At 60.5% G+C, this 21949-nt stretch carries 21 protein-coding genes; all 21 read right to left on the bottom strand.

All coding sequences use genetic code 11. From position 1 onward, the window contains the following. Positions 1–84 precede the first annotated feature (84 nt). Positions 85–534, bottom strand: coding sequence for a flagellar export protein FliJ (gene fliJ / locus AC07RO_RS26510; protein WP_192174142.1), 450 nt, complete (start codon positions 532–534; stop codon positions 85–87). A 6-nt stretch (positions 535–540) separates the two neighbouring features. Next, positions 541–1899 carry a flagellar protein export ATPase FliI gene (gene fliI / locus AC07RO_RS26515; protein WP_192174141.1) on the bottom strand — a complete coding sequence of 453 codons (1359 nt, stop codon included), beginning with the start codon at positions 1897–1899 and terminating at the stop codon, positions 541–543. Beyond that, on the bottom strand, positions 1889–2704 hold the full coding sequence (gene fliH / locus AC07RO_RS26520) for a flagellar assembly protein FliH (protein WP_192174140.1): 816 nt from the start codon (positions 2702–2704) through the stop codon (positions 1889–1891). The genes fliI and fliH overlap by 11 nt, the downstream gene beginning before the upstream one ends. A 15-nt stretch (positions 2705–2719) precedes the next feature. After that, positions 2720–3736: a flagellar motor switch protein FliG gene (gene fliG / locus AC07RO_RS26525; protein WP_065987292.1), complete on the bottom strand. Its 1017-nt coding sequence runs from the start codon at positions 3734–3736 to the stop codon at positions 2720–2722. Continuing rightward, positions 3729–5507 (bottom strand): flagellar basal-body MS-ring/collar protein FliF, encoded by a 1779-nt coding sequence (fliF, locus tag AC07RO_RS26530; protein ID WP_192174139.1) that lies wholly within the window; start codon positions 5505–5507, stop codon positions 3729–3731. Before fliF ends, fliG begins: the two co-directional genes overlap by 8 nt. Before the next feature lie 14 nt (positions 5508–5521). Beyond that, complete coding sequence (fliE, locus tag AC07RO_RS26535) at positions 5522–5851, bottom strand: flagellar hook-basal body complex protein FliE (protein WP_065987290.1); 330 nt, start codon at positions 5849–5851, stop codon at positions 5522–5524. Between the two features lie 317 nt (positions 5852–6168). Next, the gene (locus AC07RO_RS26540; RefSeq protein WP_495087509.1) at positions 6169–7575 is read right to left on the bottom strand and encodes a sigma-54-dependent transcriptional regulator; all 1407 of its coding nucleotides are present in this window, start codon (positions 7573–7575) and stop codon (positions 6169–6171) included. Then, positions 7572–8825, bottom strand: coding sequence for a sensor histidine kinase (locus tag AC07RO_RS26545; RefSeq protein ID WP_495087510.1), 1254 nt, complete (start codon positions 8823–8825; stop codon positions 7572–7574). Before AC07RO_RS26545 ends, AC07RO_RS26540 begins: the two co-directional genes overlap by 4 nt. A gap of 139 nt (positions 8826–8964) precedes the next feature. After that, on the bottom strand, positions 8965–10440 hold the full coding sequence (gene fleQ, locus AC07RO_RS26550; protein WP_192174136.1) for a transcriptional regulator FleQ: 1476 nt from the start codon (positions 10438–10440) through the stop codon (positions 8965–8967). 169 nt (positions 10441–10609) lie between these two features. Next, positions 10610–10906, bottom strand: coding sequence for a flagellar protein FliT (gene fliT / locus AC07RO_RS26555; protein ID WP_133775902.1), 297 nt, complete (start codon positions 10904–10906; stop codon positions 10610–10612). An 11-nt stretch (positions 10907–10917) separates the two neighbouring features. Then, a complete protein-coding gene (gene fliS, locus AC07RO_RS26560; RefSeq protein WP_122534871.1) occupies positions 10918–11313 on the bottom strand; it encodes a flagellar export chaperone FliS in 396 nt (131 codons plus the stop codon). Between the two features lie 120 nt (positions 11314–11433). Continuing rightward, entirely contained in the window at positions 11434–12861 is a 1428-nt protein-coding gene (gene fliD, locus AC07RO_RS26565; RefSeq protein ID WP_192174135.1) for a flagellar filament capping protein FliD, read from the bottom strand. 78 nt (positions 12862–12939) lie between these two features. Continuing rightward, complete coding sequence (locus AC07RO_RS26570) at positions 12940–13329, bottom strand: flagellar protein FlaG (RefSeq protein ID WP_192174241.1); 390 nt, start codon at positions 13327–13329, stop codon at positions 12940–12942. Positions 13330–13402: 73 nt separating this feature from the next. Further along, entirely contained in the window at positions 13403–14254 is an 852-nt protein-coding gene (locus AC07RO_RS26575) for a flagellin domain-containing protein (protein WP_192174134.1), read from the bottom strand. A gap of 298 nt (positions 14255–14552) precedes the next feature. Further along, positions 14553–15563: a flagellin N-terminal helical domain-containing protein gene (locus AC07RO_RS26580; RefSeq protein WP_495087519.1), complete on the bottom strand. Its 1011-nt coding sequence runs from the start codon at positions 15561–15563 to the stop codon at positions 14553–14555. A 287-nt stretch (positions 15564–15850) separates the two neighbouring features. After that, positions 15851–16099, bottom strand: a complete 249-nt coding sequence (locus AC07RO_RS26585; RefSeq protein ID WP_495087511.1) for a hypothetical protein — start codon at positions 16097–16099, stop codon at positions 15851–15853. Continuing rightward, on the bottom strand, positions 16096–17391 hold the full coding sequence (locus AC07RO_RS26590; protein WP_495087512.1) for a motility associated factor glycosyltransferase family protein: 1296 nt from the start codon (positions 17389–17391) through the stop codon (positions 16096–16098). The genes AC07RO_RS26585 and AC07RO_RS26590 overlap by 4 nt, the downstream gene beginning before the upstream one ends. A gap of 101 nt (positions 17392–17492) precedes the next feature. Continuing rightward, on the bottom strand, positions 17493–18425 hold the full coding sequence (locus tag AC07RO_RS26595) for a ketoacyl-ACP synthase III (RefSeq protein WP_495087513.1): 933 nt from the start codon (positions 18423–18425) through the stop codon (positions 17493–17495). A gap of 599 nt (positions 18426–19024) precedes the next feature. After that, complete coding sequence (gene pseI, locus AC07RO_RS26600; protein ID WP_495087514.1) at positions 19025–20077, bottom strand: pseudaminic acid synthase; 1053 nt, start codon at positions 20075–20077, stop codon at positions 19025–19027. A 70-nt stretch (positions 20078–20147) separates the two neighbouring features. Next, positions 20148–21239, bottom strand: a complete 1092-nt coding sequence (gene pseG / locus AC07RO_RS26605; protein WP_495087515.1) for a UDP-2,4-diacetamido-2,4,6-trideoxy-beta-L-altropyranose hydrolase — start codon at positions 21237–21239, stop codon at positions 20148–20150. After that, complete coding sequence (gene pseF / locus AC07RO_RS26610) at positions 21236–21934, bottom strand: pseudaminic acid cytidylyltransferase (protein ID WP_346628746.1); 699 nt, start codon at positions 21932–21934, stop codon at positions 21236–21238. The genes pseG and pseF overlap by 4 nt, the downstream gene beginning before the upstream one ends. Between the last annotated feature and the right edge of the window lie 15 nt (positions 21935–21949).

Below are 21949 nucleotides of genomic sequence, written 5' to 3' on the forward strand. Positions count from 1 at the left end.
CTTGGTTACTTGGGGTGCTTTTCCAAGTAACTCGCCGAAGGCGAAACAGTCTGCCCCCAGGCAGACGCTCTTGATCTCAAGCTCCTAAAACTGCTCCGTCCTGGGCAACCTCTGCACCAGCTCATCCAGCAGCTTTTGCTCGCGTTTATCTTCCAGCGCACGCGCCTCATCGATATACCGCTGCACCAGCTTGCGCAGCCCCTCCACCCGCGCATACGCTTTTTGCCACTCGCCGCGCGCCTTGTTCAGATTATTCTCATGCCACGCCAGACTCTGACGCTGCTGCGCCACCGCCGTCTCCAACTGATTGAGGAAGCGCTGATAATTCATCAGCCACTGACCCGACACCCCATGGGCGCCCTTGTCGATCCACTGCTGCTGATAATCAGAGCGAAACTTATCCAGCTCACCCAGCTTGGCCTCAGCCAGCCGCACCTGACCCTGAAAATGCCCCAGGCGCTGCACGGCGGCCTTCTCGACCTTCTCGGCCATCTCCACCACCGGCGCCAGACGGGCTGCGCGACTGACTGCCATGACCGATTAACCCCCAGCCTGAGGATTGAAAATCTTCGCCAACTGCTCCTCACTGCTCTGCATGCTCTCGTTCTCCTGCAAGCCCTGGCGCAAATACTTCACCAACTGTGGCTGCAGTGAAATCGCCAGGTCAGTCTCGCGATCGCCGCCGGCCACGTACGCACCGACGCTGATCAGATCGCGGCTCTGCTGATAACGCGACCACAATTGCTTGAAATACTGCGCCTGAACCATGTGCTGCGGATCGACCACGGACGGCATCACCCGGCTGATCGACGCTTCGATATCGATGGCCGGGTAATGGCCCTCTTCGGCCAGTCGCCGCGACAGCACGATGTGGCCGTCGAGCACGCCCCGGGCCGAGTCGGCGATCGGGTCCTGCTGGTCGTCGCCTTCGGACAAAACGGTGTAGAACGCCGTGATCGAGCCACCGCCCGCTTCCGCGTTACCGGCGCGTTCCACCAGCTTGGGCAGCTTGGCGAACACCGACGGCGGATAACCCTTGGTCGCAGGCGGCTCGCCGATGGCCAGGGCGATTTCCCGCTGGGCCTGGGCGAAACGGGTCAGGGAATCCATCAGCAACAGGACGTTCTTGCCCTTGTCACGAAAATATTCGGCGATGCGCGTGCAATACATTGCCGCGCGCAGACGCATCAACGGCGCGTCATCCGCCGGAGAGGCCACGACGACAGAGCGCTTGAGGCCCTCCTCGCCCAGGCTGTGCTCGATGAATTCCTTCACCTCGCGACCCCGTTCGCCAATCAGCCCGACGACGATGATGTCGGCCTCGGTGAAGCGGGTCATCATCCCCAGCAGCACGCTCTTGCCCACCCCGGTACCGGCGAACAGACCCAGACGCTGACCGCGGCCGACCGTCAACAAACCGTTAATGCAGCGAATGCCCACGTCCAGCGGCTGGCTGATCGGATTGCGATTGAGCGGGTTGATGGTGGGGCCGTCCATCGGCACCCAGTCTTCGGCTTTCATCCCGCCCTTGCCGTCGAGGGGGCGACCGGCGCCGTCGAGGACGCGGCCCAGCATGGTCATGCCCATCGGCAGACGGCCGGTGTCCGGCAGTGGCACGACGCGGGCGCCCGGTGCAATGCCGGAGACGCTGCCAACCGGCATCAGGAACACCTTTCCACCGGAGAAGCCCATGACCTCGGCTTCCACTTCGACCGGGTGATGACTGCCGTCGTTGATTACCATGCAGCGGCTGCCCATGGCCGCGCGCAGGCCCTCGGCTTCGAGGGTCAGGCCGACCATGCGCAGCAGTCGTCCTTCGACGATCGGCTGCGTAGGCAGGGAGATGGCGTCAGGGTAGGTGCTCAGACGCTTGGCGAAACTGGTGCGTTCAAGGCGCATCGACAGCACCCAGCGGGTAAGTGGTTTTCTCGGCGCTCTGGATCGCCTCTTCCAGTTCGATGGTCACATCGGGCGGCGCCGGGTGCAGGGCCTGCTCGTGCAACTGATCGAACATTTTGCCGAGGGCCTGACTGATCCGCGCCTCGACCGTGGCGTCGATGCGGCTGTGCTCGCTCTCGACCCGGCAACCGCCGGGCTGGATCGTATCGTCCTCGAGAATGCGCCAGGTTTCTTCGTGACGCTCACGCATGGCTTTGACCAGCGCGAAGTCCTGCGGGTTGACCAGAATGCGCACGTTGGCCGCCCCCATCGGCAACAGTCGCAACGCTTCGCGCAGCACCGTGCCGATCTGGCTGGAGTCGGTTTTCAGTTCGCGCTGGATGACCTGCCGGACCACGTGTTCGACCAGTGACACCATGGCTTTCTCGATCTGTGCGTCCTGATCGGCGATGGGTTCGAACAGATGCCCCATCAGGGTTTCCATGCTTTCGAGCTTGGCCGCCAGGGCCACTTCCGCTTCCTGACGAACCTTGAGCTGGGTGCTGTGGAAACCCTCTTTTTCGCCGATGGCAAACCCTTCGTTGTAGGCGTCCTGGCGGATGCTTTCCAACTCTTCCAGGGTCATCGGCTGGACTTCCTCCAGCGGCACTTCTTCGCTTTCGGCGAGCTCGGCTTCTTCGATGACCGGTTCCGGCTCGGGCGTTTCCACCTGCGGGTCGAAGCTGGGCAAGGCCCAGACGTCGAGGCCGCGCAAATCCTGGGCGCGGATGAGCTCACTGGGTGCTGCTTTATCGGAGCTGGACATCAACGACACCTACGCTTAAATCATTTCCTCGCCACCTTTGCCGCCAAGAACGATCTCCCCGGCCTCCGCCATACGACGGGCAATGGTGAGAATTTCTTTCTGGGCGCCTTCCACGTCGCTGACGCGAACCGGGCCTTTGGCTTCCAGGTCGTCGCGCAGCAGTTCGGCGGCACGTTTGGACATGTTCTTGAAAATCTTTTCCTTGATGGCGTCGTCGGAGCCCTTCAGTGCCAGGACCAGCACATCGGAGGAGACTTCGCGCAGCAAGGCCTGAATCCCGCGGTCGTCGACGTCGGACAGGTTGTTGAAGACAAACATGAGGTCTTCGATCTGCGTCGACAGGTCTTCGTCCACTTCGCGGATCGAATCCATGAGCTGGCCTTCGATCGAGCTGTCGAGGAAGTTCATGATATCCGCCGCACGCTTGATACCACCCAAGGTAGTACGGGACGTGTTGGCGTTGCCCGAGAACTGCTTCTCGAGGATCTGGTTCAATTCTTTCAGCGCCGCCGGCTGCACGGTGTTCAACGACGACACGCGCAGAATAATGTCCAGACGCACCTTGTGGTCGAAGTGGCTCAGCACTTCACCGGCCTGATCGGCGTCCAGGTAGGCCACGACGATCGCCTGAATCTGCGGGTGCTCGAAACGGATGACGTCGGCCACCGCGCGCGGTTCCATCCACTTCAGGCTGTCGAGACCGCTGGTGTTGCCGCCCAGCAGAATCCGGTCGATCAGGCCGTTGGCCTTGTCCTCGCCCAAGGCCTGGGTGAGCATCTTGCGGATGTAGCCGTCCGAGCCGATGCCGACACCGGTCTGATCGCCGACCACGTCGACGAACTCGCTCATCACCTGCTCGACCTGCTCGCGGTGCACATTGCGCATCTGCGCCATGGCCACGCCCACACGTTGAACCTCTTTCGGCCCCATGTGGCGCAAGACCTGCGCGGCATCGGTCTCACCCAGGGTAAGGAGCAGAATCGCGGCCTTGTCCACGCGGGTCAATTTAAGCGCAGCAGCTCTATCACTCATCAGCGTTGATCCACTCTTTGACGACCTGCGCTACACGCGCCGGGTCCTCGGCCACAAGGCTCTTGATTGCGTTGAGCTGTGCGTCATAGCCCTCGGTAGGGCTCGGCAACAGAATACTTTGCGGACCGCCCAGACTGACGCGGTCGTTTGCCAGTTCACCGTCCATCCCGATCATGCCGCCCAGCTCGGAGTCACCGTCAAGGCGCTTGCCTTGAGGATTGGTGATGCCCTTGAGCACCGGACGCAGTACACCGAACACCAGCACCAGGATGAACAGCACGCCCATGGCCTGTTTGACGATGTCCCAAAACCACGATTGCGAATAGAACGGAATGTCCGGGATCACTTCGCCGCGATCAGTAGAGAACGGCACGTTGATCACGCTGACGCTGTCACCACGGCTGGCGTCGAAGCCGACGGCGTCCTGCACCAGACGGGTGAAGCGCGCCAATTGATCGGCGGTCCACGGCACCATCGTTGTTTCGCCGTTGGCCGGGTTGACCTTGACCTGATCATCCACCACCACCGCAACCGACAGGCGATTGACCCGGCCCTGCTGCTGCTTGGTGTGGCTGATGGAACGGTCGAGCTCGAAGTTCTTGGTCGACTGGTTACGCTTGTCGGCCGGGTATGGCGCCAGCATCGGCTGACCGGTGGCCGGGTCCATGATCTGTTGACCGTTGGCGTCCAGCAGCGGTTGGCCCGGGGCGATGGCGCCCGCGGCACCTGCAGCACCGGCGGTGGCGTTCTGTGGCGCAGTCGCCGGGCCTGGCGGCTGGTTGCTCAAAGCACCCGGTACGCCACCTGAACCGCTGCCGCTGGAGCGTTGTTCGTTGACGGTCTGCTCGCTGCGCAACGCAGGCTGGTCCGGGTTGAAGCTTTCGGCGGTGGATTCGACAGCGCTGAAATCAACGTCTGCCGACACTTCTGCCTTATAGCGGTCATTGCCCAGCACCGGCTGCAGGATGTTCTGTACACGCTGGGTCAGCATGCTTTCCATGCGACGGGTGTAATCGAATTGCTTGCCGGCCATGGACAGCTCGGAGTTCTCGGCCTGATCGGACAGCAGGTTGCCCTTCTGATCAACGACAGAAATCTGCGACTTGCTCAGTTCCGGCACGCTGGTGGCGACCAGGTTCATGATCGCCAGCACCTGACCCGGCTCCAGCGAACGACCGGCATACAGCTCAACCAGAATGGAAGCACTGGGCTTGCGATCGTCACGCACGAACACCGAGCTCTTCGGGATCGCCAGGTGAACGCGGGCGCCCTTGACGTTATTGAGGCTGGAGATGGTCCGCGCCAGTTCGCCTTCCAGGCCACGACGGTAACGAGTGGCCTCCATGAACTGGCTGGTGCCCAGGCCTTGATCCTTGTCGAGGATTTCGAAGCCGACGTTGCCATCGCTTTGAGCGATGCCGGCGCCGGCCAGCTTGATGCGGGCACGGGACAGGTCATCGGACTTCACCAGCAGCGCGCCGGAATTAGGCTCGACGGTGTATGGAATGTCGGCCTGAGCCAACGTGTCCATCACCTGCTTGGTGTCGACACCCGACAGGCTGCCATAGAGCGGCTTGTAATCAGGCTGTTGCGACCAAAGCACGACGGCGAAACCAATCGCCACGCTGGCAGCCAGACCGACCATGAGGCCGACCTGACGCAGCATGGTCATCTCGGAGAGATTTTGCAGGAACGCCAGCCCGAACATCGGCGGCTTGCTTCCTGGCGCACCCGTTTTGGCGGGTACGTTATCGACGGCGGCTTCGGCCATGACTTAAATCGTCCTCAAACCGGCATTTGCATGATGTCTTGGTACGCCTGAACCAGCTTGTTGCGTACCTGGGTCAGCGCTTGAAACGACACGCTGGCTTTTTGCGAGGAGATCATCACGTCGGTGAGGTCCACGCCGCTCTTGCCCATCTCGAAAGCGGTCGACAACTGATTCGACGCCTGCTGGGTGTCGTTGACCTTGTTCACCGCCATGCCGAGCATGTCAGCAAAACTGCTCGCACCGGCCTGTTCTGGCGCTGCGATGGCCTTGGGCTGAGCCATGGCGTCCATTTGCATGGAGCGCATGTCCAACATCAAGCGATTAAATTCAACACCTTGGGTCATGACGTTTCTCTCAAAAGGGCCGCAGATTTTTGACACGGATTCAGCGGTTACCTAAGCATTAGCAACAAGGGTGCCAGACCAATAGCGGCGATGTGCCACGTTTGATGAAAGTGTTCGGATGAGTATTTGAACGGACACATAAACGCAGAGGCGCTTCACGCATTGACACCGCGCGATGCCCTATCAGACGCGGTCCCTGTGGGAGTGAGCTTGCTCACGAAGACGGCATCACACCCACTGAAAAATCAGCGGGTTGTCGGATATCGGTCGTCAGCTCAAATCAGGCAGGCATCCATTTCACCGACACGCGCGCCTGCTCAGGAGGCAAACAGAAACCCTTCGACATCCATCCCCGCATCACGCATCTGCGCCAGCTTGTAGCGCAACGTACGCGGGCTGATACCGAGACGTTCGGCGGCCTCTTTGCGACGACCGCGCTCGGCACGAAGGGTGTCGATGATCATCTGGAACTCCCGGCGACGCAGGTCTTCACCCAGGGCGCCGGCCCCTTCCCCGCTGCCGATATCGGGCGACACTTCCATGGCGCCGGTCGCGACCGCCGACACCTGAGGGGTCGGCGCGGCGGCGAACGTGACCGGCCCGGCAAGGCAGAAGTCCTCGGCCTGAATGACACCGCCCTGCTGCAGAATCAGCGCCCGCTGTACCGCGTTGTCCAGCTCGCGGACATTGCCCGGCCAGGCGTAGCTGACCAGACACTTCTGCGCCTCGGCCGACAGCCGCACCGGCCCGTGCTTCATTTTATTGACGTGCTTGGCCAGCAGACGCTCGGCCAGCGGCAGAATGTCGGCGGGACGCTGGCGCAAGGATTGCCACGCGAGCGGGAACACCGACAGTCGATAAAACAGGTCTTCGCGGAAACGCCCGGCCGCTACTTCGCCCGCCAGATCGCGGTTAGTGGTGGCCAGCACGCGGATGTCCAGTTCGATAGGCTTGCGCGCACCGACCCGCTCCACTTCCCGCTCCTGCAGCACACGCAACAGCTTGGCCTGCAGGCCCATGGGCATTTCGGAAATCTCGTCGAGCAGCAGGGTGCCGCCTTCGGCCTGCTCGAACTTGCCGGCCTGAGAAGCAATGGCCCCGGTGAACGAACCCTTTTCGTGGCCGAACAGGGTGGCTTCGAGCATGTTGTCCGGGATGGCCGCACAGTTGATCGCAATGAACGGCTTGCCGGCGCGCGGCGACTGCTGATGAATGAAACGCGCCAGCACTTCTTTACCCGTGCCCGATTCGCCGGAAATCAAGACCGTCGAATCGCTCTTCGCAACACGACTGGCGAGGCTGAGCAACTGCACGCTGGCAGGCTCGACCGCGATCGGACCCTCGCCATCGGCCGGCCCGAGGCGACCCAACGCATGGCGGGCAACCAACGCCACCAACGCCTTGGGCTCGAACGGTTTGACCAGATAATCGGCCGCGCCCTGACGCATCGCCTCCACCGCGCGGTCGACCGTGCCGTGGGCGGTCATCAACAGCACCGGCAACTGCGGGTAGCGGCTGCGCAACTGGCCGAGCAATTGGTGACCGTCCATGCCGGGCATATTGACGTCGCTGACCACCAGGCTGAACGACGAATCGGCAGCGGCGATCAGCGCCTCTTCCGCCGAGCCAACCGCCTGATAATCATGGCCGGCCAGCGCCAGGGTTTCGCCCAAAGCTTCGCGCAGAGACGGGTCATCCTCAACCAGCAGCACCTTGATGGTCATGAGCGCTCACCTGCCGTTATCACCGACGGACCAGACGCCGTGTCACTCCCAGCGCCAGGAACCAAAGGCAAGGACACGATGGCGCAGGTGCCACGGTCCGGACGCGAGCGGAATTCGACACGCCCCTGATGCGCCCGCGCCACGGCGGTGACAACGGCCAGACCGAGACCGGTGCCGGTGGTTTTGGTGGTGAAGAAGGGCTCGCCGATGCGGGCTAGCGCCGCAGGCTCGATGCCGCTGCCACTGTCGCTGACACACAGGCGCAACGTGTTGCCGCGGTTGTACGCATGAATCTTGAGGCGGCGACGCCCGTCAGCCTGGCCGGCACTGGCCTGGACCGCGTTTTCAATGAGGTTGAGCAGCGCGCCAACCAGCGTGTCGCGGTTGCACAGCAACTCACCCGACGGACTGTCGCACTGCCAGCGCACGGCCACATCACGCACATGGGTCTGGGCGGCGGATTCGAGGGCGGCCACCAGCGCGGCCGGCGTCACCCGGTCAGTCAGCGGCAATTCGCCACGGGCAAACACCAGCATGTCGCGGACCTGATGCTCGAGCTCGTGCAAACGCTCTTTAAGACGTCCGGCAAAGCGCTGTTGGGTTTCGACGTTCAAGGCCTGTTCGGCCAGGTGGCTGGCGTAGATCATGGCGGCGGACAGCGGCGTACGGATCTGATGGGCCAATGACGCGACCATGCGGCCCAGGGACGACAAACGCTCATGGCGCGCCAGCTGGCTTTGCAGATGACGGGTTTCGGTCAGGTCGTTGAGCAGCACCAATTGGCCCGGCTCGGCGTCCAGCGAACGGGTGGCAATGGAAAGCCGGCGCCCGTCCTTCAGGGAGATTTCGTGGCCATCGTCCTCGCGCGGCGCAAAGCAGCGGGCGATGACGTGGCGCCAGAGCATGCCGATCAACGGCTCGCCCAGCAGATCCAGTGCGGCAGGATTGGCCTCGCGGACCATGCCGGTGCCGTCGATAACAATGACGCCGCCGGGCAGCAGATCGAGCAGATGCTGCAAGCGGTTCGCCAGACGCTCTTTCTCCGCCAATTCCTCCATGCGCTGGGCGCTGACCACGGCCAGCTCGCCCTTGAGCTCGGTGACCCGCGCTTCGAGCAGGCCGTAGGAATCGGTCAATTGAGTCGACATCTGGCTGAACAGCGCGAAGGCCTGTTCAAGGCCTTGCCTGCTCGCCACTTCCGGGGACTGCTGCACTAACGAACCAATGGCTGAACCGGGTTCGGAAGACATCTGAGCGGCCTGGGGCATAGTTGATCTCTCGGGTAGCGAACCGTCAGTAAACGGTATGTTCCCAGAGACATAGCAATCCCCGTGCCGAAAAAAAACCGCTGAAAAATCAGCGGTTTATTTTTGACGCGTCAAACGACAGTCAGTCTTCGACCTGTTCGTCGCCTTCGCGACGGCTCATGCCGTACTTGCGCATTTTCTCTACCAGCGTGGTGCGGCGGATACGCAAACGCTCGGCGGCGCGTGCCACGATCCCGTTGGCATCGTCCAGCGCCTGCTGAATCAGGCCCTGCTCCAGACCACCGAGGTAGTCCTTCAGGTCCAGGCCTTCAGGCGGCAGCAATGCGCTGCTGGCGAAGTTTGGCGTATGGCCGTTGATGGCCACGCGCTCTTCGAGATCGCTGCGCAGGCTGTCGACCAGTTGCTCGTCTTCGTCGTCGACGTAGCGGAATTTCTTCGGCAGCTCGGAGACGCCAATGACACCGTACGGATGCATGATCGCCATGCGCTCAACGAGGTTGGCGAGTTCACGCACGTTGCCCGGCCAACCGTGACGGCACAGGGACATGATGGCAGCGGAATTGAAGCGGATCGACCCGCGCTTCTCATGCTCCATGCGCGAAATCAGCTCGTTCATCAGCAGTGGAATGTCTTCCACACGCTCACGCAACGGCGCCATCTCGATCGGGAACACGTTCAGACGGTAGTAGAGATCCTCGCGGAAACTGCCGATGACGATCATGTCTTCAAGATTTTTATGCGTCGCAGCAATGATCCGCACGTCGACGCTCTGGGTCTTGTTGCTGCCTACGCGCTCGAAGGTGCGTTCCTGCAAGACGCGCAGCAGCTTGACCTGCATCGGCAGCGGCATGTCGCCGATCTCATCGAGAAACAGCGTCCCGCCGTTGGCCAGTTCGAAGCGCCCTGCCCGGCTGGTGATGGCGCCGGTGAAGGCGCCCTTCTCGTGGCCGAACAATTCGCTTTCGAGCAGCTCGGCCGGAATCGCGCCGCAGTTGACCGGCACAAAAGGCGCATCGCGGCGCTTGGAATGGTAATGCAGGTTACGCGCGACGACTTCCTTGCCGGTCCCGGATTCACCGAGGATCAGCACGCTGGCGTCGGTGTCGGCGACCTGCTGCATCATCTGGCGCACGTGCTGGATCGCACGGCTGGTGCCGACGAGGCTGCGGAAAAGATTGGGTTCGCGCTGACGCCCGCGTTCACGGGCCTGGTCGTACATCTCGCGATAGACCTGGGCGCGGTGCAGAGAGTCCAGCAGTTTGCTGTAGCTGGGCGGCATCTCGACGGTGGAGAGGACCCGGCGGCGCAGATCGTCCGCCAGTTCGGCCGAAGAATTCTCGCCCATCAGCAGGACCGGGAGAAACTCGTCCCACGCGGCCACGGTTTTGAGCAGGCCTTGAAGGCTGCCCGGGGCGTTCACGCTGCCGACCAGCACGCAAAGCACTTCTCGGGTGGATGTCAACGAACCCACGACTTGCTGCCAGTCTGTGCTGGAGCAAGACAGGTTCTCATCACCCAGAAAATTCAGGATCACCGCCATATCACGGCGGCGCTGGCTATCGTCATCGATCAGCAGGATTTTGATTTCACGCCACATGCAATAGCAACTTCCCTAGTCAACTCGATGCCCGATCACGGGCAAGCTTGGCTTTCGTATCGTCCGTTGAGACGTGTCAATCACCGAAATTAGTGAACTTCACTAGTTAAGTCAAAAAACCGTACACAGTCAAATTTATGGCGTACTTATTTTGGCTATGGACCAAGTGTCAACCGAACAGATGGTAAACCTTTGCCGCGCTTTTCGCTCGCTGGATCTGCGACATTTCGTCGACGATCGCTTGACGTTCGCCCACGGCAACGTCAATAAGCTTGCGATAGACGCCTAGCAGCTCTTCCAGATTATTTCGCAGCTCAGGCTCATCGTTGCTTGCCTGGCTGATGACCTCATCGACACAGGCCCGGCAGGCCATATCGAGCTGGCCGATCGCCTCCCAGTCACGCTGCTCGAGGGCATCGACCAAGGCTTCACGGGTTTCTTCGATTCGCTTGAGTGCAGCGCTCATGGGGTTCTCCTTCAGAGCACGGGTTGCTGTTCGCCGATCCCGTCCCAGCCTTCCTTGACCGTGGTCAGCAAGCCGCTGACTTCATCGAGGATCTTCGGATCGGATTTGATGTTCGCTTCCGCCAGACGCTTCATCAGGTAGACATACAGGTTGTCGACATGGGCCAGGGCTTCTGCCTGCTTTTCCATGTCCAGACCTTCACGCAGGCCGCCGATGATTTCAATCGCCTTGCCGATCAACAGTCCTTTGGCGGGGATGTCCTTGCGCTCGATGGCGCCTTTGGCCTGGGCGATACGGTCCAGGCCGGCTTCCATCAGCATCTGTACCAGACGGTGTGGCGTGGCCACGGCGGTCTGGGCGTGTGAGTTAACCTTCTGATACTGACGAAGGGCTGCCATACGGTTCATTGTCTTACCTCGCGCAACGAAGTTTCTATAGTGAGGGTATCGACACGGCCCGGGAAAACTTTAAGGCCAGATGCCAAAAACCCGGCACTGGGGGCCGGGTCTTGATCAGCTCGTCAACGGTCAGCCGCTTTGCTGGGCATTGAGCGAGTCGAAGAACGAGGTAATGCTCGTCGCAGAGGCTTTCAACTGCCCCACCAACAAGTCCATCGCGTTGTATTTGGCGGTCAGCGTGGCGGTCAGCGTGGTCACGCGCAGGTCGAGCGCCGTCTGCTGGTTCTGCAGATCAGTCTGCTGTTTGTTGAGGCTGCTGGTGCGCGTGGACAAGATGCCGCCGGTCTGGGTGTACGGCGTGATGGCCGCCTTCATCCGAGACAGCAAGCCGTTGGTGCTGTCAGTGCCGCTGAAGAGCTGCTGCACGTCGCCCGCAAGTCCCTGATCCATCGCGGCGGAAAACTTCTTGGCATCAAGGCTGAGCGTACCGTCGGACTGACCGGTGGTAATACCCAATTGAGAGAGCACGGAAATACCGCCGGGTGCCCCTGACGTTACCAACTGATCACGAATCGCCGAAAGGATCGAGCGCGGCAACGCATCGCCGGTCAGTGCGGCCGGGGTCACTGTTGCACCGGTGGTTTTATCCGGGGTGTCGCTGATGGTGGCCTTGGTGACACTGGCCACGGCTTTGACAACGGTGTTGTAGGCATCGATGAAGGTTTGCAGCGAGGCTTTCAGGCCATCGTTGTTGCCGGTCACCGCAACGGTCGAAGCACCCGGCGCCAACAGGGTCATGGACAAGCCACCGAGGCTCTTGTCGATGGTGTTGCTGGCGCTGGTGATGGTCAGGCCGTTGACGGTCAGACTGGCGTCGATCGCTTGGGCGCCAATGTAACCCGCACTGGTTTTGCTGGCCGGATCGAGCTTGGCGCCAGCGACGATATTGAATTCGCTGGACGTCGTGCTGGAGGCCGTGATATCCGTGCCCTTGCCCGTCACCGTGGAGCTGAATACCAGGCGTGAGCCATTGTCATCGGTGATGATGTTGGCGCTGATGTTTGACGTCGCGGTTTGCGCATTGATCTGCTTGGCGACCGACGCCAACGTGGCGCCGGTCGGGATGGTGATCTTGGTGTCAATGCCATTTTGAGTGAGGGTCAAATCGCCACTCGGAATAGCACTGGTGGTCCCGCCGGCAAAAGAAGCACTGGCGACACTCGAAGCCGTTGCAAGGTCTTTGACGGTGATGCTGTAGGTACCGGGTACGGCCGAGTTGTCGGACGTGACGGTTAGCTTGGTCGCATCGGAAGCTTTTGCTGCATAACCGGCGAACGCAGGGGTGTCGGTCTTGCCGAGGTTGGTCAGCGCGGTCTGAAAGGCGGTCATCGCACTCGTCAGCGTGCCAATGCCGGAGATTTTGGTGGTGACCAGCTTGGTCTGGGTGGTGATCTGAGTTTGCTTGGCCAGCTTGTCGGAGTTGACCAGCGCAGTGACGATGTCACCGATTGCCAGGCCCGAGCCGAGGCCGGTGGAGGGGGTAATAGGACTAGCCATGTGAGTCTCCTTTCAGTTGTAGTCGGCATTTTGACGAGCACGCGATGCCACATGCACAGCGTTCACCTTTCATGCCATTTAAACTTTCGCGTCGAATAACAGGCTGTTTGCATTCTTCAGGCTGTCGGCGAGCTTCAAGGCTTCGGCAGACGGCAATTGCCGCACCACTTCACCGGTTTCCGTGGCGATCACCTTCACCACCACTTTCCCCGATTTATCGTCGATGGAAAATTCCAGGTTGCGATGAACCGACTGAAAGAACTTTTCCATTTGTTTGACGGCTGCTTCCAGTTCTTCGGTTTTCTTTTCCGGGTCTGAGTCTTTACTTGTCGACGTGCCTGACTGCGATGAAGCCGCCGGAGCAGGAACGACTTGAGGCGCCACGGCAGGCTTGTCAGCAACCACAGGCACCGCGGGCAACGACTGGACCATCGAATAAGACACGTTCAGCCTGCTACTTATGTCCATGTCCACTCACCTCTTGAAAGTAAAAAGCGGGAGAGCACGCAAGCATACTCCCCCGCCAAAACTCTAGCCGTTATTACTGAAGCAGTTTCAGAACAGCGGATGGCAGCTGGTTAGCCTGGGCCAGAACAGAGGTGGAAGCTTGTTGCAGAGTCTGTTGTTTGGTCAGGTTAGCGGTTTCAGCGGCGAAGTCGGTGTCTTGAACGCGGCCCAGTGCTGCGGTGGCGTTTTCGTTAACGTTTTGCAGGTTGGAGATGGTGCTGGTCAGACGGTTTTGCGCGGCACCGAGGCTCGAACGGGTGCTGTTGATTGTTGCCAGAGCCGCGTCGATTGCCGAGATAGCGGCGTCGACGTTGGTGTGAGCAGTAGCGTTATCCGCGCCGCTGATCGAAGTAGAGCCGCTTGCAACGCCCAGAGCCGAAGCAGTGAAGCTGCCAGTCAGAACCAGGTCGATGTGGTTCGAAGTACCGGTGTTGGAACCGACTTGCAGGGTTACGGTGCTAGCCGAACCGTCCAGCAGGTTCTTGCCGTTCAGGTTGGTCGAACCGGCGATACGGGTCAGTTCGTCCGACATTTGGGCGTATTCGGAGTCCAGTGCGCCACGGTCAGCAGTACCGTTCGTGTCGTTTCGGGACTGAACAGCCAGTTCACGCATACGCTGCAGAATGTTGGTCGATTCTTGCAGAGCGCCTTCAGCGGTCTGAGCGATCGAGATACCGTCGTTGGCGTTCTTGATGGCAACAGTCTGGCCGCGGATTTGCGACGTTTCGCGGGTTGCGATCTGCAGGCCGGCTGCGTCGTCTTTAGCGCTGTTGATTTTCAGACCGGAAGACAGACGAGTCATCGAAGTCGACAGTGCATCGGAAGCTTTGGACAGGTTCTTCTGAACAGCCAGGGAAGCTACGTTGGTGTTTACGCCTAAAGCCATGATGAATTCCTCGTGAGTTGTTTGCTGCGGCTATCCGGCCCTGGCAAGCGCCGGGTGTGGCCTAGAGAACCTACGTAATGTTTATCGTCGCGGTTGCCAGGAGCTTGAGGGCTTTTTCAAATTTATTTGCCACCAGAGCGCCACCCCCGCAGTTTGTTGTCCGGGGATACACAGCGTTTCGGCGCAACCCCTGGAAGCTTTAACCTGACTCAGCGATTTGTTAACCAGTTCTCATAAACCCGGGCGCTTCTGCGGCGCGCCCGGACTTTGCTTGGCCTTATCTATAGAGGCGTGTGGGTTATTGCAGCAGCTTCAGCACGGCGGCGGGAAGCTGGTTGGCTTGGGCCAGGATGGCGGTGGACGCTTGCTGAAGGGTCTGTTGCTTGGTGAGCTCGGCGGTTTCGGCGGCGAAGTCGACGTCTTCGATTCGACCACGTGAAGCCGTCACGTTTTCCACGATATTGGAAATGTTAGAAATAGTAGATGTCAGCCGGTTTTGCTTGGCCCCAAGCTCAGCAGTGGCTGCAGAGACCGTGGCCAACGCCTTATCAATTTGAATAATCGCGTCATCGATATTTTTTGCCGTTACAGCGGACTCCAGCTCAAGCTCTTCCTTGGTGGGCTGCAATGGGTTCGCTCGCGCCAGCCCTTCATAGATGCCGGTTCCATCAATTTTGGGGGTGATGTTATCTCCAATCTTTACATCTCTGTTACCCACCACGAGAGGCTTGTTATTGGTGGTATCCGGGAGTGCCGCTGCAAGCACTGGAATATCTGCTTTTGCAGTAAACAGCGCTTTACCGGAAAAGTCTTCTGTAAGAGCGATATCAATCTGCTCATCAGGTCCAGTGTTCGCCCCTACATGGAAGGTGAGGATACCTGCACTTCCGTCAAGCAGCTTCAAGTCCTGCCCAAACTTCGTACTGCCGGCAAGACGATTGAGCTCGGCAACTTTCTCGTCAAATTCCTTATTGGATGCAGCACGATCGCTCGAGCTGTTTGTGCCATTTTTCGCCTGAACGGCTAGTTCGCGCATGCGCTGCAAGATACCAATCGACTCTTGCAATGCACCCTCGGTTGTTTGAATTACCGAGATCGCATCATTCGCATTTCTCGCTGCGACAGTGAGCCCTCTAATTTGGGTTGTAAGCCGGGTCGCAATCTGCATGCCAGCTGCGTCATCTTTGGCACTGTTGATACGCAAACCTGAGGAAAGCCTCGTCATGGCGGTGCTTAGGGAGTCGGAAGAGCGGCCCAGATTCCGCTGAACAGACAGCGACGCAATATTGGTATTTACGGTTAAAGCCATTTTGAATTCCTCGTTGATAGAAACGGAGGGCTCTCTAATATCGGGGAAGTCCATTTCTCCCGGAGAACCTACAGTCCCGGTATCGACGATTTGCATAGTGGCTTTAACAACAAACATGGCGCACGGGTTGCGCCATCACGACAGTTGAAGGGTAATAAATTGGCTAACGCATTAATTGTAATAGATATTAAAAAAACATAAAAAAACGGCCGCTGCGGGCCGCTTAATTCAGATCAAACTGAAACTAATGTAGGAGTTTTCTCTAACTTCCCGACAATAGGAAAGTGTCAGACTTCAAGAAACTCGACTTCAAGCCAATCCGCCACCCCCAACCAATCCTGCCGCTCCTGGCACACCAGAATCGCACTCAACACCCTCCCCCATTCAGCCTGTCTATCAGCAGAAACCCCATCCATCAGCGGCAGCGATCGATCAATCAACTCGACCATTTTCAAGGCCCCTTCGATATCCCGGCCAAGACGAAACAGCTTCGCGCAGTCGCGGGCTTCTTCTACAACGTGTTCAGGCAGGGTCATGGCGCGGTCCAGTCCGGGTCGAAGTCGGCGCCGGCGATCAAAGCACCGTCGCGGCTGGTGTTGAGGAACGTGACCTCGGGGTGGCGGGCGATGAAGCGTTCCAGTTCGATGAGGTAGCTGCGGAAATTGAGCTGCGTCTTGACCTTGTTGCCCCGGCCGTCGCGCACCCAGTGTTTGGCGATGCTCAGGGCAGGCCCCAGATCGCCGTCCTGCCACCCGGTGTGGGTCTTGCCGCCGGGAAAGGCGAAGTCGGCGCCGAAGAGGGTGATCCGCGCGGCGCCCATTTTGACCGCGAGATCGACGGCCGGATGAATGACGCTGCCCCCCACATGCAAGGTGGCCTTGGGAATCTGCTCGCGCAGCCGCGCATACAGCGGGCTGGTGGAATAGCCGACGTAGCGCGGGCCTTGCCAGCTTCGCAGCATCTCGGCGTCCTGGCCCGGCACATAGACCAGCGTGATGTGCGCCGAATCCTCGGCGGGGAGATGTCGCGGGGTGATGCGGTGGTCGATGCTCACCACCACATCCGGGGTGATGCCCTGATTGCGCAGCGGCACGTAGGCCGTATCGACACAAATGATCAGGGGCCGGTTGGCGCTGTTTGACGTGCTCAAGAGACGCGGCAAATGCTGTTGCAGACTCGGCCCCGTGGCGATGACGAACACGTCGCACCCGGATTGAGTGTCAAACAGCTCGGCGACATCGGCGTCCTGTTGCAGCAGCGCCCTGCCCTGCTCCAGCAAACGCGTGTTGTCGGGGGTGTCGGCGGCGAACGCCTGATTGTTGAAGTCGACATGCACCTCGCTGACCAGCCGATCGCGGATCCGCGCGCTGCTGTCGTCGGCCAGCACCAGTTCGGCCGGCAGCGCGAAGAATGGCAGGAGGATTTCGCTCCGGGCATCGGCGTACGCGAGGTTCACGCGGGGGTCGGACAGCCAGTCATCCTGTTCCAGCAGTTGCAGCACCAGGGCGAACAGCGCGCCATTGAGGATGTGAACGTGCAGCGTTTGCAGGGAAGCGTCGGCCAGCAATACCCGCTGCAGATCGCCGAGGGCGGTGCCGTAAAGGTGAACGACGGGGCTGTTGCCGGGGAGGCTTTGTGCCTGGGTGTGCGCTTCGGCGAGGCGATCATGGCGGCTGGTGAGCTGGATCCCGCCAATGCTGAGGGTCGATTGTCGGCCTTCGATCAACTGCGCAGGAATGGATTCGATGTGTTCGGCGCTCAACCGCTGCGCCACGTCAGGCCAGCGCTGTTGGATCACGGCGAGGTTGCGCTGGAAAAACTCGCTCATGACGGCAGTCCTTTTCCTATTGGAAGTGCAGAACGCACAACGGCGACCTGATAAATCAGCGTCGCCGTTGTGCAGGCTGGGATCAGCCTGGTGACGCGATGTCAGGGACGATAAAGGATCGCCGAGCCCCACGACAAGCCCACGCCGAAACCACTGACCGCGATGCGCTTCCAGGTGGCGTTCATGACGTGTTTTTCCAGCAGCAGCGGAATGCTGGACGACACCGTATTGCCGGTCTCAAGCATGTCCTTGACGAATTTCTCCGGCGACTTGCCGTCCTCGAACCGACGGGCGACCGCATCGACGATGGCCGCGCTGCCCTGGTGGATGCAGAACGCATCGACGTCGGAGGATTGCAGGCCGGAGTCTTCGAGCAATTCGTTGAGGTGCGCCGGCACTTTGACCAGCGCGAAGTTGAACACCTGACGCCCGTTCATGTAGAACGCGCCGTCGGTGGTCTTGAGGAACTCCGCCCCCGAGCCGTCGGTGCCGAACTTGGATTTGCCCAGCTGCCACGGCGCGTCATCGCTCATCCAGGTGGCGGTGGCGGCGTCGCCGAAGAGCATGGTGGTGTTGCGGTCTTCCGGGTCGACGATCTTCGAATACGGGTCGGCGGTGACCAGCAGGCCGTTTTTCAACCCGGTCGCTTCCATGAAGCCTTTCAGCGCATAGATACCGTAGACATAACCCGAGCAACCCAGGGAAATGTCGAACGCGGCGATGTGGGTCGGCAGGCCGAGTTTGTGTTGAACGATGGCGGCTGTGTGGGGCAGGCCCTCTTCGTCGCCGTTCTGGGTGACGACGATCAGTGCGTCGACGGTGTCCCGCGACAGACCGGGGTTGTTGGCGAACAGCTGGTTGACCGCTTCGACGCACAGGTCCGAGGTTTCCTGGGTGTCGTCTTTGCGCGGCAGAAAAGCAGAACCGATCTTGCCAAGGATGAAGTCTTCATCCTTTCCGAATTTGGCACCCTGGGCGTAATTGTCGACGCCGGCTGTGGGCACATAACTCGCTATGCTCTTGATGCCAATCATCATGGCTTCCCAATAAAAAACTGCTGAACATCACCCGGCGCGGTTAGGCGGGGCGTTGAAAATCCGGGGCTTGCGGCCTGAAAAAAGGGCAACGTACAGGTCGGGGCAGTACCAGAATCGCTCTGGAATCAGCCCGACGACGTCACGGCCCGCCAACACGATACAGTGAAGATGCCCGTTATGACCCACAGGTCACCAAAAGTTTTACAAGCTTTTAGCTGACCGACAGGTACGGCGCAACATCAGATCGCCGGTCAGACAGGCAATTGACATGAAGATGTCACGGGATTGTGGCGGGTGGTTGAACGTCCGCGAGGCTTCAGTGAGACCGGCTTCAGCCGGGAAGAGGCCCTGATATGCGCCGTCAATTTCGCGGCGTGACGAATGCCGCCTTCCCGGCTAAAGCCGGTCCCACATTTGCGTTCACATCCAATCTCACTGACTGCATGCGTTGTTTTAGTGGGACCGGCTTTAGCCGGGAAGAGGCCCTTGTGTGCGCCGACAATTTCGCGGTGTGACGAATGCCGCCTTCCCGGCTAAAGCCGGTCCTACATTCGCGTTCACAGCCAATTGGCGGCTAAGGCCGGGCCCGTATTTGCCTAACCCACCACATCCCAGCTCAGCGCCGAGCCGCGTTTCAGCGCGTGTCGGGCCTTGCGCCCGAGGACGGCGTCGATGTGTTTGGGCGCCAGGCCAAGGCCGGGGCGGATGGCGCGGATGTTGTCCGGGGTGAAAGCCTCGCCCTCGGCGATGTCCCGCACCACATACAACGAGCGGCGGTATTGCAGCGATTTCTGTTCGGCTTCAGTGGCGCCGTATTGCACGTGGCCCATGCCTTGCCAGGCGCGCTCGGTTTCAATGACCAGGCTGGCCATTTCTGCTGGCTCCAGCGAGAAACTGGCGTCGACCCCGCCGTCGGCGCGGTCGAGGGTGAAGTGCTTTTCGATGACCGTCGCGCCCATGGCCACCGCCGCCACCGACACGCCAACGCCCATGGTGTGATCGGACAAGCCGACCTGGCAGCCAAACAGCCCGGCCATATGCGGAATTGTGCGCACGTGGCTGTTGGCCGGTGTCGCCGGGTAGGTGCTGGTGCATTTCAGCAGCACCAGATCCTTGCAGCCCGCCGCACGCGCAGCGCGCACGCTTTCGTCCAGCTCGGCGATGCTGGCCATGCCGGTGGAGATGATCATCGGTTTCCCTGTGGCCGCCACCTTGCGAATCAGCGGGATGTCGGTGTTCTCAAAGCTGGCGATCTTGTAGGCCGGCACGTCGAGGCTTTCGAGAAAGTCCACGGCGGTCTCGTCGAAAGGCGTCGAAAATGCCAGCAGCCCCAGTTCTTTCGCACGGGCGAAGATCGGCGCATGCCATTCCCAAGGCGTATGCGCCTGTTCATACAGCGCATACAGCGAGGTCCCGGCCCACAAGCTGTTGGGGTCTTTGATGAAGAATTCGCCCTCGGCGATGTCCAGGGTCATGGTGTCGGCGGTGTAGGTTTGCAGCTTGAGGGCGTGGGCGCCCGCCTTGGCCGCCGCCTCGACGATGCGCAATGCCTGATCCAGCGACTGATTATGGTTGCCGCTCATCTCGGCAATGATGAACGGCGGCGCGTCGGGGCCGATGGTTCGGGAACCGATCTTGAAAGAATTCATCGTTGCTCACTCGCTGCACTGACATCGGCCGGCACTAGGCCAAACGATGAAAATAAGAACGGGCAGTGGCTCATGCGCCCTGCCCCTTTGCCGCGTTATCGGCAACTGTCGCCAATGCATCAGCGATGCGCCGGGCACCTCGGCCATCCACCAACAACCTCGATTGATCGGCAAATGACTGGCGTAACGGGGCATCACCGCAAAGCCGCTCGATGGCGTCGTGCAAACGCCCGGGCTCAAGCTGCACATGGGGCCCGAGAAACTCATGCACACCGGCCTCGGCCAGCAATTGCGCATTGAGCTGCTGATTGTTCGCCACCGAAATACAGATCGTCGGCAAGCCCAGCGCTGCACGCTCCCAGGTGGTGCCGCCGCCGGCGCCGATAAACAGATCGGCCGCCTGCATCAGCGCGAAAAAATCACCGGTCAGCGTGTGCAGCCGCCACTCAGGTCGAGAGGCCGCCAGCTCGCTCATCGCCTGCCAGTGGGGGTTGTGCAAACCGGCGACGAAATCCACCTGCAGATCGTCGAACCCCTGAAGCGCCTGCATCGTGGTGTAAACCTGACCGGCCGCATCGAAGCCGCCAAAATTGACCAGCACCCGCTCCACCCGAGGCTTGATCGCGATGGGCTCGCACTGAAACTCCTCGCGCAGCAACGCAAATCTCGGCCCCAGAAAGGTCTGGCACTCAGGACCAACCCAAGCGGCATAGGGCTGATCCAGGGCCTGAGCGCTGTAATTCTGGTCCAGCAACACTTCGACCGCATGGGGCCGATTGGCCAGATCGTCGATCGCCATGACCCGATGGGCGAGACCGCGCGCCGCCGTTTCCCAGCGTGCATCCAGCCCGTAATGGTCGACGATCAGCCAGTCAAAGGGCGGCTCATCTTCAATCTCTTCGGCCAAGGCGGACAGGTCCGCCTGCCACGGCAACGCCGCTTCGATGTCCGAGTCTTCTTCAGCACCATAGCGGGCGGGCAGCACATGGGTGACATAGCCCTGATCCGCCAGCCGCTGGAGTAAATGGCCCGGCAATTCGCCGCAGGCAAAATGCACATCGGCGCCATCTGCACGTAGCGTTTTCGCCAGCGTCAGGCAGCGGGCAATGTGGCCGCTGCCGATGGTCACCGAGGCGTCGGCGCGGATCAGCACGCGCATCATTGCAGTTCCCCGCCGGCCTTGAGCGCCGCGTACAAATATTCTGCGCGCAGCCAGTCTTCCGGGCTGTCGATGTCCTGCACCAGATGCCGAGGCAGGATCACCGGCAGGCTCAGTTCGGAAAACACCGTGTCGCCGCGCCGCCAGGCTTCGCTGCGGCCCCAGTAGAACTGGCCGGCGTCCTGATACGCGACGGGCAGATCCTGGGAGCGCACGCTGCGAAATTCCGGGTGCATCGCGCCCAGGCAGCCGTCGCTGTCGATCAACAGCGCACGCTGCACCGGGAAGCCGAAGCTGCACACCGAGAACGCATAGGATTTTTCGGCTGCTGCTTCGAGCGCTTCTAGGCCCTGACGCAGATAACGCGCCTGCAACAGCGGCGCGGTGGCGTAGATGCAGCAGGCGTAATCAAAGGAATAACTGAGGGCGCCGAGGGCATGCTGGATTACCGCCGCCGTGCCGGTGAAGGCATCGGCCAGGTCCGCTGGGCGCATGAACGGCACCTCGGCACCGTAATGGCGGGCGACGTCGGCGATCTCTTCATCGTCGGTGCTGACGACAACCTGATCAAACACCCCGCTCGCCAGCGCAGCACGAATGGAATGGGCGATCATCGGCTCGCCGTTGAACAGCTTGATGTTCTTGCGCGGGATGCGCTGGCTGCCGCCCCGTGCGGGAATGATGGCGACGGCGCTCATGCTCGTGGGCCTGTC

It is taken from the genome of Pseudomonas sp. GW821-FHT07F05, from assembly GCF_059418765.1.

What these genes read in the sequence shown, in the direction of transcription:
- fliF (WP_192174139.1), bottom strand. Translation starts at nt 5,507, where the DNA reads ATGGCCGAAGCCGCCGTCGATAACGTACCCGCCAAAACGGGTGCGCCA.
- fleQ (WP_192174136.1), bottom strand. Translation starts at nt 10,440, where the DNA reads ATGTGGCGTGAAATCAAAATCCTGCTGATCGATGACGATAGCCAGCGC.
- pseG (WP_495087515.1), bottom strand. Translation starts at nt 21,239, where the DNA reads ATGATGCGCGTGCTGATCCGCGCCGACGCCTCGGTGACCATCGGCAGC.
- fliG (WP_065987292.1), bottom strand. Translation starts at nt 3,736, where the DNA reads ATGAGTGATAGAGCTGCTGCGCTTAAATTGACCCGCGTGGACAAGGCC.
- pseF (WP_346628746.1), bottom strand. Translation starts at nt 21,934, where the DNA reads ATGAGCGCCGTCGCCATCATTCCCGCACGGGGCGGCAGCCAGCGCATC.
- pseI (WP_495087514.1), bottom strand. Translation starts at nt 20,077, where the DNA reads ATGAATTCTTTCAAGATCGGTTCCCGAACCATCGGCCCCGACGCGCCG.
- fliT (WP_133775902.1), bottom strand. Translation starts at nt 10,906, where the DNA reads ATGAGCGCTGCACTCAAGCGAATCGAAGAAACCCGTGAAGCCTTGGTC.
- fliS (WP_122534871.1), bottom strand. Translation starts at nt 11,313, where the DNA reads ATGAACCGTATGGCAGCCCTTCGTCAGTATCAGAAGGTTAACTCACAC.
- fliH (WP_192174140.1), bottom strand. Translation starts at nt 2,704, where the DNA reads ATGTCCAGCTCCGATAAAGCAGCACCCAGTGAGCTCATCCGCGCCCAG.
- AC07RO_RS26590 (WP_495087512.1), bottom strand. Translation starts at nt 17,391, where the DNA reads ATGAGCGAGTTTTTCCAGCGCAACCTCGCCGTGATCCAACAGCGCTGG.
- AC07RO_RS26585 (WP_495087511.1), bottom strand. Translation starts at nt 16,099, where the DNA reads ATGACCCTGCCTGAACACGTTGTAGAAGAAGCCCGCGACTGCGCGAAG.
- AC07RO_RS26570 (WP_192174241.1), bottom strand. Translation starts at nt 13,329, where the DNA reads ATGGACATAAGTAGCAGGCTGAACGTGTCTTATTCGATGGTCCAGTCG.
- AC07RO_RS26540 (WP_495087509.1), bottom strand. Translation starts at nt 7,575, where the DNA reads ATGACCATCAAGGTGCTGCTGGTTGAGGATGACCCGTCTCTGCGCGAA.
- AC07RO_RS26575 (WP_192174134.1), bottom strand. Translation starts at nt 14,254, where the DNA reads ATGGCTTTAGGCGTAAACACCAACGTAGCTTCCCTGGCTGTTCAGAAG.
- fliE (WP_065987290.1), bottom strand. Translation starts at nt 5,851, where the DNA reads ATGACCCAAGGTGTTGAATTTAATCGCTTGATGTTGGACATGCGCTCC.
- AC07RO_RS26580 (WP_495087519.1), bottom strand. Translation starts at nt 15,563, where the DNA reads ATGGCTTTAACCGTAAATACCAATATTGCGTCGCTGTCTGTTCAGCGG.
- AC07RO_RS26545 (WP_495087510.1), bottom strand. Translation starts at nt 8,825, where the DNA reads ATGTCTTCCGAACCCGGTTCAGCCATTGGTTCGTTAGTGCAGCAGTCC.
- fliJ (WP_192174142.1), bottom strand. Translation starts at nt 534, where the DNA reads ATGGCAGTCAGTCGCGCAGCCCGTCTGGCGCCGGTGGTGGAGATGGCC.
- AC07RO_RS26595 (WP_495087513.1), bottom strand. Translation starts at nt 18,425, where the DNA reads ATGATTGGCATCAAGAGCATAGCGAGTTATGTGCCCACAGCCGGCGTC.
- fliD (WP_192174135.1), bottom strand. Translation starts at nt 12,861, where the DNA reads ATGGCTAGTCCTATTACCCCCTCCACCGGCCTCGGCTCGGGCCTGGCA.
- fliI (WP_192174141.1), bottom strand. Translation starts at nt 1,899, where the DNA reads ATGCGCCTTGAACGCACCAGTTTCGCCAAGCGTCTGAGCACCTACCCT.